We start from the raw sequence: 15,195 nt of genomic DNA, 5'->3' as shown, positions 1-15,195 counted from the left end.
GGAGCCAGGATCATGAAGATGTCGGACAGAACCCTTGGCCATCGGGCGCAAACAGGCAACCCACCATGACGAGCGATCGAATACCCCGGCATCCGCGCACCGCGGTGTGCGCGGCGCTCACAGCGGCCGTCGTCGCGGCGCCGGTCGCCGGGGCCGGACCCGCCTCCGCGGCGGCCACGGCACCGCGGCCGGTCTGCGTCTCGCACCAGTCGGGGCTGGCCGGAAAGATGTCCAAGGACATCGCCGGCGCGCTGCGCGGCCGGTCCGGAACCGTCGCGATCAGCCTCCGCGACCACACCACCCACACCCGCTGCACCCTGCGCGCCAACCAGAGGTTCGACTCCGCGAGCGTGGTGAAGGTGACGGTCCTGGGGACGCTGCTGTGGGACGCGCAGCGGCACCACCGGGGGCTGACCAAACGCGAGAAGACCCTCACCAAGGCCATGATCACCAAGTCGGACAACGCCTCGACCAGCAAGCTGTGGAAGCAGCTCGAGCCCTCCGGGGTCAAGGCGTTCCTGCGGACGGCCGGAATGGACGCCACCGTCCCCGGCAAGGACGGCTACTGGGGCCTCACCCGGATCACCGCGAACGACCAGGAGCGGCTCCTCGACCTGATCACCCACCCCAATACGGTGCTGAGCGACGGCTCCCGCACGTACATCCTCTCGTTGATGGGCAAGGTCATCCGGGAACAGCGCTGGGGCACCCCGGCCGGCGCCCCGGGCGGTACGAAGATCCATGTGAAGAACGGCTGGCTGGAGCGGTCCTCGCACGGCTGGCGGGTGCACAGCATCGGCGCCTTCACCGGCGGCGGCCACGACTACACGCTCACCGTGCTCACCCAGGACGACCGCACCATGGAGGCGGGCGTCGCCACCATCGAGGCGGTGGCGCGCGCGGTGCACAGGGACCTCAACCCCACCGCCCGCGCCGATACGCTCTACGCCCCGACCGACCGGCCCGAGGAAGCGCTTCCGACGGTCCCGAAGGACTGACCCCGGAAAGGACCGCCCGGAACCGAGCGCGGTCAGCCGGTACGGCGCAGCAGGGCCAGATACATGGCGTCCGTGCCGTGCCGGTGCGGCCACAGCTGGATGTCGGGGCCGTCGCCCAGCTCGGGCACCCCGGGCAGCAGCGGTCGGGCGTCGATCCACTCCGCGGAGACGGCCGCGCCGCCCCGCCCCTTGAGGACGTCCTCGACCACGGCCCGGGTCTCGGCCGGATGCGGGGAGCAGGTGGCGTAGCCGACCACCCCGCCGATCCGCGCCGCGGCCAGCGCCTCCCGCAGCAGCCCGCGCTGGAGCGGCGCGAAGCCCTCGAGATCCTCGGGGCGGCGCCGCCAGCGCGCCTCGGGGCGGCGGCGCAGGGCACCCAGGCCGGTGCAGGGGACGTCCACCAGCACCCGGTCGAAGGACTCCGGCCGCCACGGCGGCCGGGTGCCGTCCGCGGCGATCACCTGGTACGGCCCCGGGTTGCCCGCCAGGGCCCCGGCCACCAGCCGGGCCCGGTGCGGCTGCTTCTCGGCGGCCAGCAGGGAGGCACCGCGCTCCGCGGCGAGCGCGGCGAGCAGCGCGGCCTTGCCGCCGGGACCCGCGCAGCCGTCCAGCCAGCGCCGGTCGTCCCCCTCCAGCGGGGCGTTCGCCAGCGCGAGGGCCACCAGCTGGCTGCCCTCGTCCTGCACTCCCGCCCGCCCGTCGCGCACGGCCTCCAGCGCACCGGGCTCGCCGCCCTCGGTGAGCCGCACCGCGTACGGCGACCAGCGGCCCGGCATCGCGGTCTGCTCGCCGACCGCGGCCAGCAGCTCCCCGGGCGTGGACCGGCCGGGCCGGGCGACGAGGGTGACCTCGGGCCGTTCGTTGTCCGCGGCCAGCAGCTCCTCCATACCGGCGCTGCCGCCGCCGAGCGCGTCCCACAGGGCGGAGACGACCCAGCGCGGATGCGAGTGGCGGACGCCCAGATACTCCTCGGGGTCCTCGTCGTACGGCGGGGCGACCCGCTCCAGCCAGCCGTCGAGGTCATGCGTGGCGATCTTGCGCAGTACGGCATTGACGAACTTGGCCCGGCCGTCGCCGAGCACCACGCGGGCCAGCTCGACGCTGGCCGAGACGGCGGCGTGGGTGGGGATACGGGTCCCGAGCAACTGGTGGGCGCCGAGGCTCAGTACATCGAGCACGGGCGGATCCACCTCGCGCAGCGGGCGGTCCACGCATTCGGCGATGACCGCGTCGTAGGTGCCCTGGTGGCGCAGGGTGCCATAGACCAGCTCGGTGGCGAGCGCCGCGTCCCGGGAGTCGAACCGCGGCCCGCTGCCGGCCTCCGCGCTCTCCCGCGCCTTGCGCAGCAGGGGCGGGAGAACGAGGTTGGCGTACGCGTCCCGTTCGTCGACCGCCCGCAGCGCCTCGAAGGCGAGGATCCGCACGGGGTCCTTCTGCGGGCGGCGGTAGGGCTTGCCAGGCCGGTTCGGGGCGTGGGGACGGCGACGACGGGGCTGGTCGGTCACGGGAAATGTGCTCCGGGGTACGGATCGGGCTGAAGGGACCAGCCTACGTCGCCGGGGCGTCGGCGGTCGTGGGACCACCGTTCAGGGCCGTTCCGTCCACGATGGTTCCGTCCACGGTCGTGCCGTTGACGGCGAATCCGTGGTCAGCACTCGCCGGCTGCTCGAACTGGGTGCGGTACAGCTCCTCGTAGCGGCCCCCGGCGGCCAGCAGCGCGGTGTGCGTACCGCGCTCCACGATCCGCCCGTCCTCCACGACGAGAATGAGATCCGCTGCCCGGACCGTGGACAGCCGGTGGGCGATCACCACCGCGGTGCGCCCGTCCAGCGCCTCGCCGAGCGCCTCCTGGACATCCGCCTCCGAGGTGGAGTCCAGATGCGCGGTGGCCTCGTCGAGGATCACCACCCGGGGCCGGGCCAGCAGCAGCCGGGCGATGGTCAGCCGCTGGCGCTCACCGCCGGAGAGCCGGTAACCGCGCTCGCCGACGACGGTGTCAAGACCGTCCGGCAGGGCCGCGATCAGCCCCTCGAGACGGGCCCGGCGCAGCACCTCCCACAGCTCCTCGTCGGTGGCCTCCGGCCGGGCCAGCAGCAGGTTGGCGCGGATCGACTCATGGAAGAGATGGCCGTCCTGCGTGACCATGCCGAGGGTGGCGCGGATCGAGTCGGCCGTCAGATCGCGGACGTCCACCCCGGCGAGCCGTACGGCGCCGTGGTCCGCGTCGTAGAGCCTCGGCAGCAGCTGCGCGATGGTCGACTTCCCGGCGCCGGAGGAGCCCACCAGCGCCACCATCTGGCCCGGTTCGGCGCGGAAGGACAGCTGGTGCAGGACCGGGACGCCACCGCGGGTGTCCAGGGTGGCGACCTCCTCCAGGGAGGCGAGGGAGACCTTGTCCGCGGCCGGGTAGCCGAAGTCGACGCGGTCGAACTCGACGGACACCGGCCCCTCCGGGACCTCCCGGGCGTCCGGCTTCTCCTTGATCAGCGGTTCCAGGTCGAGCACCTCGAAGACCCGCTCGAAGCTGACGAGCGCGCTCATCACCTCGACCCGCGCCCCGGCCAGCGCGGTCAGCGGCGCGTACAGCCGGGTGAGGAGCAGCGCGAGCGCGACGACGGCGCCGGGGTCGAGCCGCCCGTGCAGCGCGAACCAGCCGCCGAGGCCGTAGACCAGGGCGAGGGCCAGGGCGGAGACAAGGGTCAGGGCGGTCACGAAGGAGACCTGCACCATCGCGGTCCGCACCCCGATGTCCCGCACCCGCCGGGTCCGCGCGGCGAACTCGGCGGACTCGTCGGCGGGCCGCCCGAACAGCTTGACCAGGGTCGCCCCGGGCGCGGAGAAGCGCTCGGTCATCTGGGTGCTCATCGCGGCGTTGTGCGCGGCCGCCTCACGCCGCAGCTTCGCCAGCCGTCCGCCCACCCGGCGCGCGGGCAGCAGGAAGACGGGCAGGAGCACCAGCGTCAGCAGGGTGATCTGCCAGGAGATCCCGACCATGACGACGAAGGTGAGCAACAGCGTCACCATATTGCCGACCACCCCCGAGAGGGTGTCGCTGAACGCCCGCTGCGCGCCGATGACGTCGTTGTTGAGCCTGCTGACCAGCGCGCCGGTGCGGGTCCGGGTGAAGAACGCCACCGGCATCCGCTGGACGTGGTCGAAGACGGCGGTGCGCAGATCGAGGATCAGCCCCTCGCCGATGTTCGCCGACAGCCAGCGGGTCACCAGCCCGAGCGCCGCCTCCGCCACGGCGATCGCGGCGATGAGCCCGGCCAGCCAGAGCACCGTGCCCTGTCCCGAACGGTGGACGATCGCGTCCACCACCCGGCCGGCCAGCAGCGGCGTCGCCACCGCGAGCACCGCAGTGACCGTGCTCAGCACCAGGAACAGCAGCACTTGGCGGCGGTGCGGACGGGCGAAGGCGCCGATGCGGCGCAGCGTCTCGCGGGAGAAGGGCCGCCGGTCGTCCTGGGCGTTGGCCGTCTGATACAGGGAATGCCAGGCGGTCGATTGCATGTCCATCACGTACCTCCGAGGTCTCATGAGGAACGTAGGACTTCAACCTAGGTTGAAGTCAACGCCCGCCTCCTCGGCGCGTCCGTGGCCCAGCTCCGGTTTCGGCGCGGCGGTCCGCTCAGGCCCCGAGCCGCTCGCCCTCCGCGATCCGCACCCCGCGCGCCCAGTCCGCCGCGAGCATCGGCTTCTTGCCCTGCGGCCGCACCCAGGTCAGCTCGACGGCATGGCTGCCGGTGCCCACGTACACGGCCTTCTTGGTGGCGGCGAGCAGACCGGGCTCCAGATCCGTACGGTCCGCGACCGGCCGCGCCGAGACGACCTTCAGCCGCTCCCCCCGGAAGGTGGTCCAGGCGCCCGGGGCGGGGGTGCACGCGCGCACCAGCCGGTCGACGCGCAGCGCGGGCGCCGTCCAGCCGATCTCCGCGTCCTCGACGGTGATCTTCGGTGCGAGCGAGATGCCCTCGGCCGGCTGCGGCACCGGGCGCAGGGTGCCGTTCTCGATGCCGTCCATCGTCGCCTCGAGCAGCCCCGCACCGGCGAAGGCGAGCCGGGTCAGCAGATCGCCGCTGGTGTCGGCGGCCCGCACCTGCTCCGTCACCACCCCGAACACCGGCCCGGAGTCCAGCCCTTCCTCGATCTGGAAGGTCGAGGCGCCGGTCATCTCGTCACCCGCGAGCAGGGAGTGCTGCACGGGGGCCGCACCCCGCCAGGCCGGGAGCAGCGAGAAGTGCAGATTGACCCAGCCGTGCGCGGGGATCTCCAGCGCGGCCTTGGGCAGCAGCGCGCCGTAGGCCACCACCGGGCAGCAGTCCGGCGCGATCTCGGTGAGCCGGGCCAGGAACTCCGGATCGCGCGGCCTGGCGGGCTTGAGCACCTCGATACCCGCCTCCTCGGCCCGCTCGGCGACCGGGCTGGCCACCAGCCGACGGCCGCGCCCGGCGGGCGCGTCGGGACGGGTCACCACGGCCACCACCTCGTGCTTCTCGGACGCGATCAGCGCGTCCAGAGCGGGCAGGGCGACCTCGGGGGTACCGGCGAAGACGAGCCTCATGGGTGGCGAACTACCTCTCAACACGGCGGATACGGCGGGAACGTCGCAAACAGCGTCTGAAGTCTATGGTCCGCCGTCCGAGGGGGCGTACGAGCGGACTGCCGCACGCCCCGGACCGTGACCGACGGGCGGGTGCCGCGTTGGTCAAGGCAGATTGACCGCATCGGGCCGCTGTCGCGGCCCGCTCCATTTCCCGCCGTCCGTCCGACTCCCCCGATCCAGCCCCAGCCCTTCCCCCCAACTCCCCTACCCCCCCAACTCATCCCCCCATCCCCCCATCCCCCGTCAACGCCGGTTCGAGAGGCTTGTTCATGGCCGACCACGCAACTCATGACGCCCAGGCACGGGCCAGCCTGCACCTCCTGGTCCGGGACATCGAGCGGGTCCGCCGCCAGGTGGACGCGCTGCGCACGCTCACCGCCCAGCTCGGCAATGTCTACCGCCCCCGTCGCACCGGCCCGTCCGCCGGTTTCGTGGTCTACGGACGCGCCCCGGCCCCCACCGTGCGGCTCGCCCAGGAACTGCGGGACAGCGTCGAGACGCTGGTCACGGCCGCGGTCGACTTCGACCGCTCGCTCGGCTTCTCGTGGGACGCGGTGGGCTCGGCGCTCGGCGTCACCAAGCAGGCGGTGCACCGCCGTTACGGCGCCCGCCGGGCCGCCGCGCAGAACGCGGCCGAGGGCGGCGAACCGTCTACGGGCCGCCCGGCCGAGCCCGCCCCCCTGCCCTCGGTGCCCGCCGCCCGCACGGTCCCCCCGCAGTCGACCCCGTCCCTCCGCGAGGACCCCCGCCCGAGCGCTTTCCCGAGCCCCCGGCCGTCCCGCTGAAGGCTCGGTTCTCCCCCAGCTATCGGCGGGAGGTACCCCCCGCCGGGGCGCAAGAGCCTCCCCCAGCAGCTACCGCTGGGAGGTGCCCCGGGCCGGAGGGCCCAGGCCACCGGATGCCCTACGCCTCCGGGCTCACCCAATGTCCAGGGGATCCACCCGCACCGCGGGGTCCCTGTCCCCCCGGGCCAGACGGCGGGCCTTCGCTTCCTTGAGAGCCGCCGCGAGGGCGCCGCCCTGGCCGGGGCGGACCCGTAGCAGAGCGCGCTCCCAGACCTCGCCCGCGGGCGGGTCTCCGGGGCGGCGCGGGCGGCCGGGAGGCGGCGGGGGCAGCGGGACCGGGCCCAGGGTCTCGGCGCCCTCGGGGAGCCGGGTCGAGGCGATCAGCTCGGTCACCGCCTCCGCGGGGCCGGTCACGGCCGCCATCCGGGAGATCGGCGGAAAGCCCAGATCGGACCGCTCGGCCAGCTCGCGCGCCGCATAACCGGCCGGGTCCCAGCGCACCAGCGCCTGGACGGGCCGCAGCGTCGGCTCGGCCATGATCACCACCGTGCCCCCCCGGCCGTCGTCACCCTCCTCCCCATGGCCGCGGACCAGCGAGGCCGCCTCCAGCCAGTGGCGCAGCGCGTCCTCGCCCGCGCGCAGATCGGGGCGGCCGAGCAGGGCCCAGCCATCGAGCAGCAGCGCCGCTGCGTAGCCGCCCTCCGCGACCGGTTCGGCGCCGGGTGTGCTCACGACGAGCGCCGGACGGTCGGGGACGGACGTCAGCACATGGTCACGGCCGGAGGTGCGGACGGGCACGGACGGAAAGGCGCGGCCCAGCTCCTCGGCGGTGCGCCGGGCGCCGACGATGGACGCCCGCAGCCGGACTCCCCCGCATTCGCGGCAGTGCCAGGCGGGCTCGTCCCGCCCGCACCAACCACACACCAGATGGTCCGCGTCCCGCGCCTCCAGGGGGCCCGAGCAGTGCGCACAGCGCGCGGGCTCCCGGCAGCGCTCACAGGCGAGCTTCGGCACATAGCCGCGGCGCGGCACCTGCACCAGCACCGGGCCCCGGGTCAGCGCCTCCCGTACGGTCTGCCAGGCGAGCGTGGGCAGCCGGGCGGCGCGGGCCTCCGCGTCCCGGGCCACCTCGCCCTCGTCGACCGTACGGATCAGCGGGGCGGCCGCCCGGACCCGCTCGCGGTCGGCCTCGAGCGGGCGGGCCCAGCCGTTCTCCACCAGCTGGGCGGCCTCGACGGTGCGGCCGAGGTCGCCCAGCAGAAAGCCGGTCTTCTCATGGACGGCGCGCAGCAGCAGCACATCGCGGGCATGCGGCTGCGGCAGCCGGTCGTCGCTGTGGCTGCGGTCCCCGTCGTCCCAGATCCCCACCAGCCCGAGCTCCCGGACCGGTGCGAACATCGCCGCCCGGGTGCCCACCACCGCCCGCACCGAGCCCCGGCTGACCGCCAGCCAGCGGCGGTAGCGCTCCTCGGGCCCGAGGTCGGCGGTGAGCAGCACATGCCGCCCCGGGCCGCCGAGCGCCTCCGTGAGCGCCGTGTCCACCCGCTCGGCGGTCCGCCCGTCGGGCACGACGACGAGCGCCCCGCGCCCGGACGCGAGCGTGGCGGCCACTGCGGTGGCCCACTCCCGGGGCCAGTGCGGTCCGGGCAGCGCGGTCCATACGGCACGCGGCCGGTCCCCGCGCGCCAGCGCCTCCAGGAACCCCGTCCCGGCCGGATAGCGCGCCCAGCTCCCGGGCGCGGGCGGCTCCGGCGGGGGCATCGGCGGCGGTGACGGCTCGCCCTCGGCGCGGGCGTTGCGCTTGGGCAGGGCCAGCTGGAGCACATCGGCGAGCGACCCGGCGTACCGGTCGGCGACCGCCCGGCACAGCGCCAGCAGCCTGGTCCCCAGCACCCGCTCCGTGGAGACCACCTGCGCGAGGGCGGCCAGCGGGCCCCGGTAGTCGGACTCGGCGACGCGCTCGATGATGTACCCGTCGAGCAGCCCGCCCCCCTCGCGCCGCCCCTCGCGCACCTTCCCCGCCCCGGCCCCGAACCGCACCCGCACCCGCACCCCGGGCCGGGCCTCGGCGTCCATCTCGGCCGGCACCGCGTAGTCCCACAGCTTGTCGAGGTGGACCGGCCCCTTGTCGACCAGCACCCGCGCCACCGGCCGCTCCGCGGCCAGCGCCGCCCCCCGCCAGGTCCGCGGCTTGGCCTTGGGCACCTTGGCCTTGCGCACCGTCTCCCGAATGAGCGCGAGCTGCTCCCCCTCCGGCACCTCCGCCGGATCCCTCGGCCGCTCGTCGTCCCTGCTCACAGATCAAGTCTTAGCAGACCGTACGGACAGGGACGCATGCGAAGGCCCGGACGCCGCAGGGGCGTCCGGGCCTTCGTCGGGATCCGGGGATCGAGCCGGGGGCTTACAGACCCGCCGCCGCGCGGAGGGCGTCGACGCGGTCGGTGCGCTCCCAGGTGAAGTCGGAGTGCTCACGGCCGAAGTGGCCGTATGCCGCGGTCTGGGCGTAGATCGGGCGGAGCAGGTCGAGGTCGCGGATGATCGCGGCCGGGCGGAGGTCGAAGACCTGGGAGATGGCCTTCTCGATCTTCTCGGCGTCGACCGCCGCCGTGCCGAAGGTCTCGACGAAGAGGCCGACCGGCTCGGCCTTGCCGATGGCGTAGGCGACCTGTACCTCGCAGCGCTGGGCGAGGCCGGCGGCCACCACGTTCTTGGCGACCCAGCGCATGGCGTAGGCGGCGGAGCGGTCGACCTTGGACGGGTCCTTGCCGGAGAAGGCGCCGCCGCCGTGGCGGGACATGCCGCCGTAGGTGTCGATGATGATCTTGCGGCCGGTGAGGCCCGCGTCGCCCATCGGGCCGCCGATCTCGAAGCGGCCGGTGGGGTTGACCAGCAGGCGGTAGCCCTCGGTGTCGAGCTTGATGCCGTCCTCGACCAGCTCGTTCAGCACGTGCTCGACCACGAATTCCCGGATGTCGGGCGCCAGCAGCGAGTCCAGGTCGATGTCGGAGGCGTGCTGCGAGGAGACGACGACGGTGTCCAGGCGGACCGCCTTGTGGCCGTCGTACTCGATGGTGACCTGGGTCTTGCCGTCCGGGCGCAGGTAGGGGATGGTCCCGTTCTTGCGGACGTCGGACAGCCGGCGGGAGAGCCGGTGCGCCAGGTTGATCGGCAGCGGCATCAGCTCGGGCGTCTCGTCGCAGGCGTACCCGAACATCAGGCCCTGGTCGCCCGCGCCCTGCTTGTCCAGCTCGTCCTCGTCGCCCTCGACCCGGAGCTCGTAGGCGGAGTCCACACCCTGGGCGATGTCCGGGGACTGTGAGCCGATCGACACCGAGACGCCGCAGGAGGCGCCGTCGAAGCCCTTCTTCGACGAGTCGTAGCCGATGTCGAGGATCTTGTTCCGCACGAGCGTCGCGATCGGGGCGTACGCCTTGGTCGTCACCTCGCCGGCCACGTGCACCAGGCCGGTGGTGATCAAGGTCTCGACCGCGACCCGGGAGTGCGGGTCCTCCCGCAGAAGGGCGTCGAGAATGGTGTCGCTGACCTGGTCAGCGATCTTGTCGGGGTGACCCTCGGTCACAGATTCCGAGGTGAACAGGCGGCGGGACACATCGCTCCCTGGGGTTGCAGCGGCTGCTGGCTGATCATGGTCGGGACCGCCGCGGGGGCTGCGCCCGATGCGGTTCCTGGGCCAGTTTATCCGGCACGTCCACCGGTCAAGCATCCCCGTCCCACAGAACGGGCAGGCCCGTGACCGGGAACATACCTTGCCTCAAGCCGAAATACAGCCCCACCTCGCCGTGGCAGGGATGTGTCATGAGCCCGATCGGCCGCGCCCTGCCCCTGTCGAGCCTGTGAAGAGGTCCCGGCGAGCCCCGGATCCGCGCTCAGCCCAGGCGGCGGGCCACCAGGTCCCAGACGGTGTCGGCGAGCGCGCCCTTGGGGCCGTACGGCACGGGGGTCTCGGTGCCGTCGGCGCCGAGCACCACGGCCTCGTTGGTCTCGGCGCCGAAGGTCTTGTGCTCCCCGACCTCGTTCACCACCAGCAGATCGCAGCCCTTGCGGGCCAGCTTCGCGCGGCCGTTCGCGAGCACGTCGTCGGTCTCGGCGGCGAAGCCGACCACGATCTGACCGGGGCGGGCGCGCTCCGCGGAGATCTCGGCGAGGATGTCCGGATTCCGTACCAGGGCGACCGGCTCGGGCTCCTGGCCCTCGCGCTTCTTGATCTTCCCCTCGGCGTACCGCGCGGGGCGGAAATCGGCGACGGCAGCGGCCATGACCACGGCGTCGGCGTCCGCGGCGGCCTTGAGGACGGCCTCCCGCAGCTGTGCCGCGGTGCCCGCGCGCACCACGTCGGCACCGGCCGGGTCGGGCAGTTCACTGTTGGCCGAGACGAGCGTCACCCGCGCGCCCCGGGCCACGGCGGCGCGGGCCAGGGCGTACCCCTGGCGGCCGGTGGAGCGGTTGCCGAGGAAACGCACCGGGTCCAGCGGCTCGCGGGTCCCTCCGGCGCTGACCACGACATGGCGGCCGGCCAGATCGGCGGTGAGCGCCTCGGTGCCGCGGGCCAGCACCCGGCGGCAGACCTCGAAGATCTCCCCGGGGTCCGGCAGCCGCCCCTTGCCGGTGTCCACGCCGGTGAGCCGCCCCACGGCGGGTTCGATGACGATGGCGCCGCGGCGGCGCAGCGTCGCCACGTTCTCCTGGGTGGCGGGGTGCTCCCACATCTCGGTGTGCATCGCGGGCGCGAAGACGACCGGACAGCGCGCGGTGAGCAGCGTATTGGTGAGCAGGTCGTCCGCCAGGCCATGGGCGGCCTTGGCGAGCAGATCGGCGGTGGCGGGGGCGATCACGACCAGATCGGCGGACTGGCCGATGCGGACGTGGGGCACCTCGTGGACGGACTCCCAGACCTCGGTCGTCGCCGGATGCCCGGACAGCGCCGACCAGGTCGCCTCGCCGACGAAGTGCAGCGCCGAGGCGGTCGGCACGACGCGTACGTCATGGCCGGACTCGGTGAGGCGGCGCAGCAGCTCGCACGCCTTGTAGGCGGCGATCCCGCCACTGACGCCCAGGACCACCTCGGGCTTGTCCATCGCTTGGCTCTCCCCACCGGGTACGTCGTATGCCGCATCGGGCGTTACGTCCAGTCACGGTACGCCGGGTCGGCTCACGTACCCATGACACACCACGGGCCCGGCATCACTGCCGGGCCGGTGGCTCAAGCGATCCGAAACCTACTGAGCGGGGCCCTCGATGGCCTCGGAGGTCAGCAGGCCCGCGTTGATCTCACGGAGCGCGATCGAGAGGGGCTTCTCGTGGACGTGGGTGTCCACAAGGGGACCGACGTACTCGAGCAGGCCCTCACCGAGCTGGGAGTAGTACGCGTTGATCTGACGCGCGCGCTTGGCCGCGTAGATCACCAGGCTGTACTTGGAGTCGGTGGCCTCGAGCAGCTCATCAATCGGAGGGTTGATGATCCCCTCGGGCGCGGTCATGGGAGAGGACACTCTCTAGCCTTCCTTATTTCGCCTGACGGCAAGAGTGAATCGAAGATCAAGCCACTCGCATCAAGGCTAGCAGCTCATTGGCCACGTCCTCGACGGAGGTATTGACCAAGGTCGTATCGAACTCTGACTCGGCGGCCAGCTCGGTCCGCGCGGCCTCCAGCCGCCGCTCGATCACCTCGGGCGCCTCAGTGCCCCGGCCGGTGAGCCGGCGCACCAGTTCCTCCCAGCTCGGCGGAGCGAGGAAGACCAGCTGCGCCTCCGGCATGGACTCACGGATCTGCCGGGCGCCCTGCAGATCGATCTCCAGCAGCACCGGCTCGCCCACCCCGAGGCGGTCCATGACCGCCTCGCGCGGAGTGCCGTAGCGATTGCCCGCGAATTCGGCCCACTCCAGCAGCTCACCATTTGCTATGAGCTTGTCGAACTCCCCGTCGTCCACGAAGAAGTAATGGACGCCGTCCCGCTCCCCGGGGCGCGGTCGCCGGGTCGTGGCGGAGACCGAGAGCCAGACCTCGGGGTGTTCCTTGCGCATATGGGCGACGACCGTGCTCTTGCCGACCCCGGAGGGGCCGGAGAGCACGGTCAGTCGCGGTCGTGCGGAGTGTGCTGCCATGGAGCGATTATCCAGGTTCCCGGGAGTGCCTGGAAACGCCGGGCCGGGTCAGCCGGCGGCGCCGCCGAACTCACGCTCGAGCGACGCGATCTGGTTGGAGCCCAGACCCCGCACACGACGGCTCTCGGAGATGCCGAGCCGCTCCATGATCTGCTTGGCGCGGACCTTGCCGACGCCGGGCAGGGACTCGAGGAGAGCGGACACCTTCATCTTGCCGATGACATCGTTCTCCTGGCCCTGCTTGATGACCTCGTGCAGGGAGGCGCCGGAGTGCTTGAGTCGATTCTTGACCTCGGCGCGCTCCCGGCGAGCCGCGGCGGCCTTTTCTAGCGCGGCTGCGCGCTGTTCAGGGGTAAGGGGCGGAAGAGCCACGCCTACGTCACCTCGGATGTCGAACTGTCGGATATGGACCGGTGAGGAACCTAGTCGGCCCTCACCTGGGGAGCAACGCGCAACGCAGCGCGCGTTCGCTCTCGTCGGAGACTAGCGGCCGATCCCGCTCCAGTCAGCGAGAACAGACGAAAAGTCCTGGTCAGACTCGCTCGACTCGGACATTTACGGACAAAGTAGCCGGGTTATTCGGCCACGGCCCGCACTTCATCAGCCATTCGGGAGGCCGCCGCGACCAGCGACGCGGCGTCCGGACCGTGCCGGAGCACCCCCCGGCTGACGCTCGGCACGACATTTCGCACCGCCGCGCCGAAGACCGCCGGAAGATCGGCGGGGGTCGCCCCCTGGGCCCCGATGCCGGGGGCCAGCAGCGGCCCGTCGATCGCCAGATCGGCGCCCAGCCGGTGCGCGGTGCCGCCGAGCGTGGCCCCGACGACGGCCCCGTACGAGCCGAGGCGGCCCTCGGCGGCCTCGGCGGCGTTCTCGGCCTTGAGCGCGGTCAGCACGGAGGCCGCCACGGTCGTCCCGTCGGGCCGTACCGCATGCTGCACCTCGGCGCCCTCCGGGTTGGACGTCAGCGCCAGCGCGAAGACGCCCGCCCCCGCCGCCCGCGCCGCGTCCAGCGCCGGGCGCAGCGAGCCGAAGCCGAGGTAGGGGCTGACGGTGACCGCGTCCGAGAAGAGCGGACCGGCCGGATCCAGATAGGCGGAGGCGTACGCGGCCATGGTCGAGCCGATGTCGCCGCGCTTGGCGTCCATCAGCACCAGCGCCCCGGCGGCGCGGGCGTCGGCCACGGCCCGCTCCAGCACCGCGATGCCGCGGGAGCCGAACCGCTCGAAGAAGGCCGACTGCGGCTTGAGGACGGCGACCCGCCCGGCGAGGGCGTCCACGACGGTCCGGGTGAACCGCTCCAGACCGGCCACATCGTCCCCCAGGCCCCAGTCGGCGAGCAGGGAGGGGTGCGGGTCGATGCCGACGCAGAGCGGGCCGCGGGCGTCCATGGCGGCCCGCAGCCGGGTGCCGAAGGGGGCGGGTGCGGGTGTCGTCATCGGTCTCTCCTTCGGAATGCGTACGGGGTGTCCTGCCGATTGCCCAACCGTGGGGGCTCCCGCCCCCACTCCCCCGCCGGGGCTCCGCCCCGGGCCCCGCTCCTCAATCGCCGGAGGGGCTGGGCGGGACGGCCGCGCCGACGGCCTCGGCGAGGGTGGCGTACGGGCTCGCGGCCAGGCGGGCCGCCAGGCCGTGGTGGATCTCGCGGGTCCAGAACGGCCCGCGGTAGATGAACGCGCTGTAGCCCTGTACCAGGGTCGCCCCCGCGAGGATGCGCTCCCAGACGTCGTCCGCGGTCTCGACCCCGCCGACCCCGACCAGGGTCAGCCGGTCCCCCACCCGGGCGTACAGACGGCGCAGCACCTCCAGGGAGCGCGCCTTGAGGGGCGCGCCGGACAGGCCGCCGGTCTCGGCGGTGAGCCGGGCGGGGGAGGTGAGGCCGAGGCCGTCGCGCGCGATGGTGGTGTTCGTCGCGATGATGCCGTCCAGGCCGAGCTCGACCGCCAGATCGGCGACCGCGTCCACGTCCTCGTCGGCGAGATCCGGCGCGATTTTGACCAGAAGTGGCACCTTGCGACGGGTGACCGTACGGTCCGCGGCCTCTCGGACCGCGGTCAGCAGCGGCCGCAGATGGTCCACGGCCTGGAGATTCCGCAGTCCGGGGGTGTTGGGCGAGGAGACGTTGACGACGAGGTAGTCGGCGTGGGCGGCGAGCCGCTCGGTGGACGTCACATAGTCGGCGACGGCCTCCGCCTCCGGGACGACCTTCGTCTTGCCGATGTTGACGCCGACCGTCGTGCGGAAGGCCGGGCGCCGGGCCGCGAGGCGGGCCGCGACCGCCGCCGAGCCCTCGTTGTTGAAGCCCATCCGGTTGATCAGGGCGCGGTCGGCGACCAGCCGGAAGAGCCGCCGCTTGGGGTTGCCGGGCTGCGGCTGGGCGGTGACCGTGCCGATCTCGACATGGTCGAAGCCCAGCATGGCCATGCCGTCGATCCCGGCGGCGTTCTTGTCGAATCCGGCGGCGAGCCCGAAGGGCCCGTGCATCCGCAGGCCCAGCGCCTCGGTGCGCAGCGCCTTGTGGCGGGGGGCGAGGACAGCGGCGGCGAAGGTCCGCAGGACGGGGACGCGGGCGGCCAGCCGGATCCAGCCGAAGGCCAGGTGGTGGGCCTTCTCCGGGTCCATGCGCCGGAAGAGCAGGTTGAAGAGCAGCGAGTACATGAGGGGCTTTCTGCGCACGGCGGGA

The 15,195-nt window shown here is 73.1% G+C and carries 13 protein-coding genes; 2 read left to right on the top strand and 11 right to left on the bottom strand.

The features are described 5' to 3' along the window. Positions 1-65: 65 nt before the first annotated feature. On the top strand, positions 66-998 hold the full coding sequence (locus tag J2Z30_RS37660) for a serine hydrolase (RefSeq protein ID WP_044568515.1): 933 nt from the start codon (positions 66-68) through the stop codon (positions 996-998). A gap of 32 nt (positions 999-1,030) precedes the next feature. On the opposite strand, the gene J2Z30_RS37655 is transcribed toward J2Z30_RS37660, so the two are convergent. From J2Z30_RS37655 to fmt, 3 genes are all read right to left on the bottom strand, one after another. Then, positions 1,031-2,503 (bottom strand): RsmB/NOP family class I SAM-dependent RNA methyltransferase, encoded by a 1,473-nt coding sequence (locus J2Z30_RS37655; RefSeq protein WP_044568517.1) that lies wholly within the window; start codon positions 2,501-2,503, stop codon positions 1,031-1,033. A 43-nt stretch (positions 2,504-2,546) separates the two neighbouring features. Further along, entirely contained in the window at positions 2,547-4,517 is a 1,971-nt protein-coding gene (locus tag J2Z30_RS37650; protein WP_044568519.1) for an ABC transporter ATP-binding protein, read from the bottom strand. 112 nt (positions 4,518-4,629) lie between these two features. Then, on the bottom strand, positions 4,630-5,562 hold the full coding sequence (fmt, locus tag J2Z30_RS37645; protein WP_044568520.1) for a methionyl-tRNA formyltransferase: 933 nt from the start codon (positions 5,560-5,562) through the stop codon (positions 4,630-4,632). 311 nt (positions 5,563-5,873) lie between these two features. On the opposite strand from fmt, the gene J2Z30_RS37640 reads away from it, so the two are divergent. Next, positions 5,874-6,389 (top strand): hypothetical protein, encoded by a 516-nt coding sequence (locus J2Z30_RS37640; RefSeq protein ID WP_044568522.1) that lies wholly within the window; start codon positions 5,874-5,876, stop codon positions 6,387-6,389. Positions 6,390-6,521: 132 nt separating this feature from the next. Here the strand turns inward: J2Z30_RS37640 and J2Z30_RS37635 are convergent, their stop codons facing one another. The 8 genes from J2Z30_RS37635 to J2Z30_RS37600 all read right to left on the bottom strand — a co-directional run bounded on the left by J2Z30_RS37635 (position 6,522) and on the right by J2Z30_RS37600 (position 15,170). Further along, the gene (locus J2Z30_RS37635) at positions 6,522-8,687 is read right to left on the bottom strand and encodes a primosomal protein N' (RefSeq protein WP_044568524.1); all 2,166 of its coding nucleotides are present in this window, start codon (positions 8,685-8,687) and stop codon (positions 6,522-6,524) included. 103 nt (positions 8,688-8,790) lie between these two features. After that, on the bottom strand, positions 8,791-9,999 hold the full coding sequence (gene metK / locus J2Z30_RS37630; RefSeq protein ID WP_044568526.1) for a methionine adenosyltransferase: 1,209 nt from the start codon (positions 9,997-9,999) through the stop codon (positions 8,791-8,793). A 277-nt stretch (positions 10,000-10,276) separates the two neighbouring features. Beyond that, positions 10,277-11,485 (bottom strand): bifunctional phosphopantothenoylcysteine decarboxylase/phosphopantothenate--cysteine ligase CoaBC, encoded by a 1,209-nt coding sequence (gene coaBC / locus J2Z30_RS37625; protein ID WP_044568528.1) that lies wholly within the window; start codon positions 11,483-11,485, stop codon positions 10,277-10,279. 141 nt (positions 11,486-11,626) lie between these two features. Next, complete coding sequence (gene rpoZ, locus J2Z30_RS37620; protein ID WP_020867048.1) at positions 11,627-11,887, bottom strand: DNA-directed RNA polymerase subunit omega; 261 nt, start codon at positions 11,885-11,887, stop codon at positions 11,627-11,629. A gap of 58 nt (positions 11,888-11,945) precedes the next feature. Continuing rightward, complete coding sequence (gene gmk, locus J2Z30_RS37615) at positions 11,946-12,512, bottom strand: guanylate kinase (RefSeq protein ID WP_044568530.1); 567 nt, start codon at positions 12,510-12,512, stop codon at positions 11,946-11,948. Positions 12,513-12,560: 48 nt separating this feature from the next. Further along, positions 12,561-12,884, bottom strand: coding sequence for an integration host factor (locus J2Z30_RS37610; RefSeq protein WP_009713618.1), 324 nt, complete (start codon positions 12,882-12,884; stop codon positions 12,561-12,563). A 203-nt stretch (positions 12,885-13,087) separates the two neighbouring features. Further along, positions 13,088-13,951: an orotidine-5'-phosphate decarboxylase gene (pyrF, locus tag J2Z30_RS37605; RefSeq protein WP_044568531.1), complete on the bottom strand. Its 864-nt coding sequence runs from the start codon at positions 13,949-13,951 to the stop codon at positions 13,088-13,090. A 103-nt stretch (positions 13,952-14,054) separates the two neighbouring features. After that, the gene (locus tag J2Z30_RS37600) at positions 14,055-15,170 is read right to left on the bottom strand and encodes a quinone-dependent dihydroorotate dehydrogenase (protein ID WP_044568532.1); all 1,116 of its coding nucleotides are present in this window, start codon (positions 15,168-15,170) and stop codon (positions 14,055-14,057) included. Positions 15,171-15,195 lie beyond the last annotated feature (25 nt).

The sequence above is a fragment of the Streptomyces iranensis genome, from assembly GCF_017874715.1.
In the GTDB taxonomy this organism is placed as follows: Bacteria; Actinomycetota; Actinomycetes; order Streptomycetales; family Streptomycetaceae; genus Streptomyces; species Streptomyces iranensis.
Note: the sequence above shows the minus strand (reverse complement) of the source record. Positions and strands in the feature narration are given on the sequence as shown.

Excerpts from the sequence above, each read along its gene's own strand:
- coaBC (WP_044568528.1), bottom strand. The coding sequence starts at position 11,485 with ATGGACAAGCCCGAGGTGGTCCTGGGCGTCAGTGGCGGGATCGCCGCC.
- J2Z30_RS37660 (WP_044568515.1), top strand. The coding sequence starts at position 66 with ATGACGAGCGATCGAATACCCCGGCATCCGCGCACCGCGGTGTGCGCG.
- pyrF (WP_044568531.1), bottom strand. The coding sequence starts at position 13,951 with ATGACGACACCCGCACCCGCCCCCTTCGGCACCCGGCTGCGGGCCGCC.
- J2Z30_RS37640 (WP_044568522.1), top strand. The coding sequence starts at position 5,874 with ATGGCCGACCACGCAACTCATGACGCCCAGGCACGGGCCAGCCTGCAC.
- fmt (WP_044568520.1), bottom strand. The coding sequence starts at position 5,562 with ATGAGGCTCGTCTTCGCCGGTACCCCCGAGGTCGCCCTGCCCGCTCTG.
- J2Z30_RS37600 (WP_044568532.1), bottom strand. The coding sequence starts at position 15,170 with ATGTACTCGCTGCTCTTCAACCTGCTCTTCCGGCGCATGGACCCGGAG.
- J2Z30_RS37650 (WP_044568519.1), bottom strand. The coding sequence starts at position 4,517 with ATGGACATGCAATCGACCGCCTGGCATTCCCTGTATCAGACGGCCAAC.
- gmk (WP_044568530.1), bottom strand. The coding sequence starts at position 12,512 with ATGGCAGCACACTCCGCACGACCGCGACTGACCGTGCTCTCCGGCCCC.
- rpoZ (WP_020867048.1), bottom strand. The coding sequence starts at position 11,887 with ATGACCGCGCCCGAGGGGATCATCAACCCTCCGATTGATGAGCTGCTC.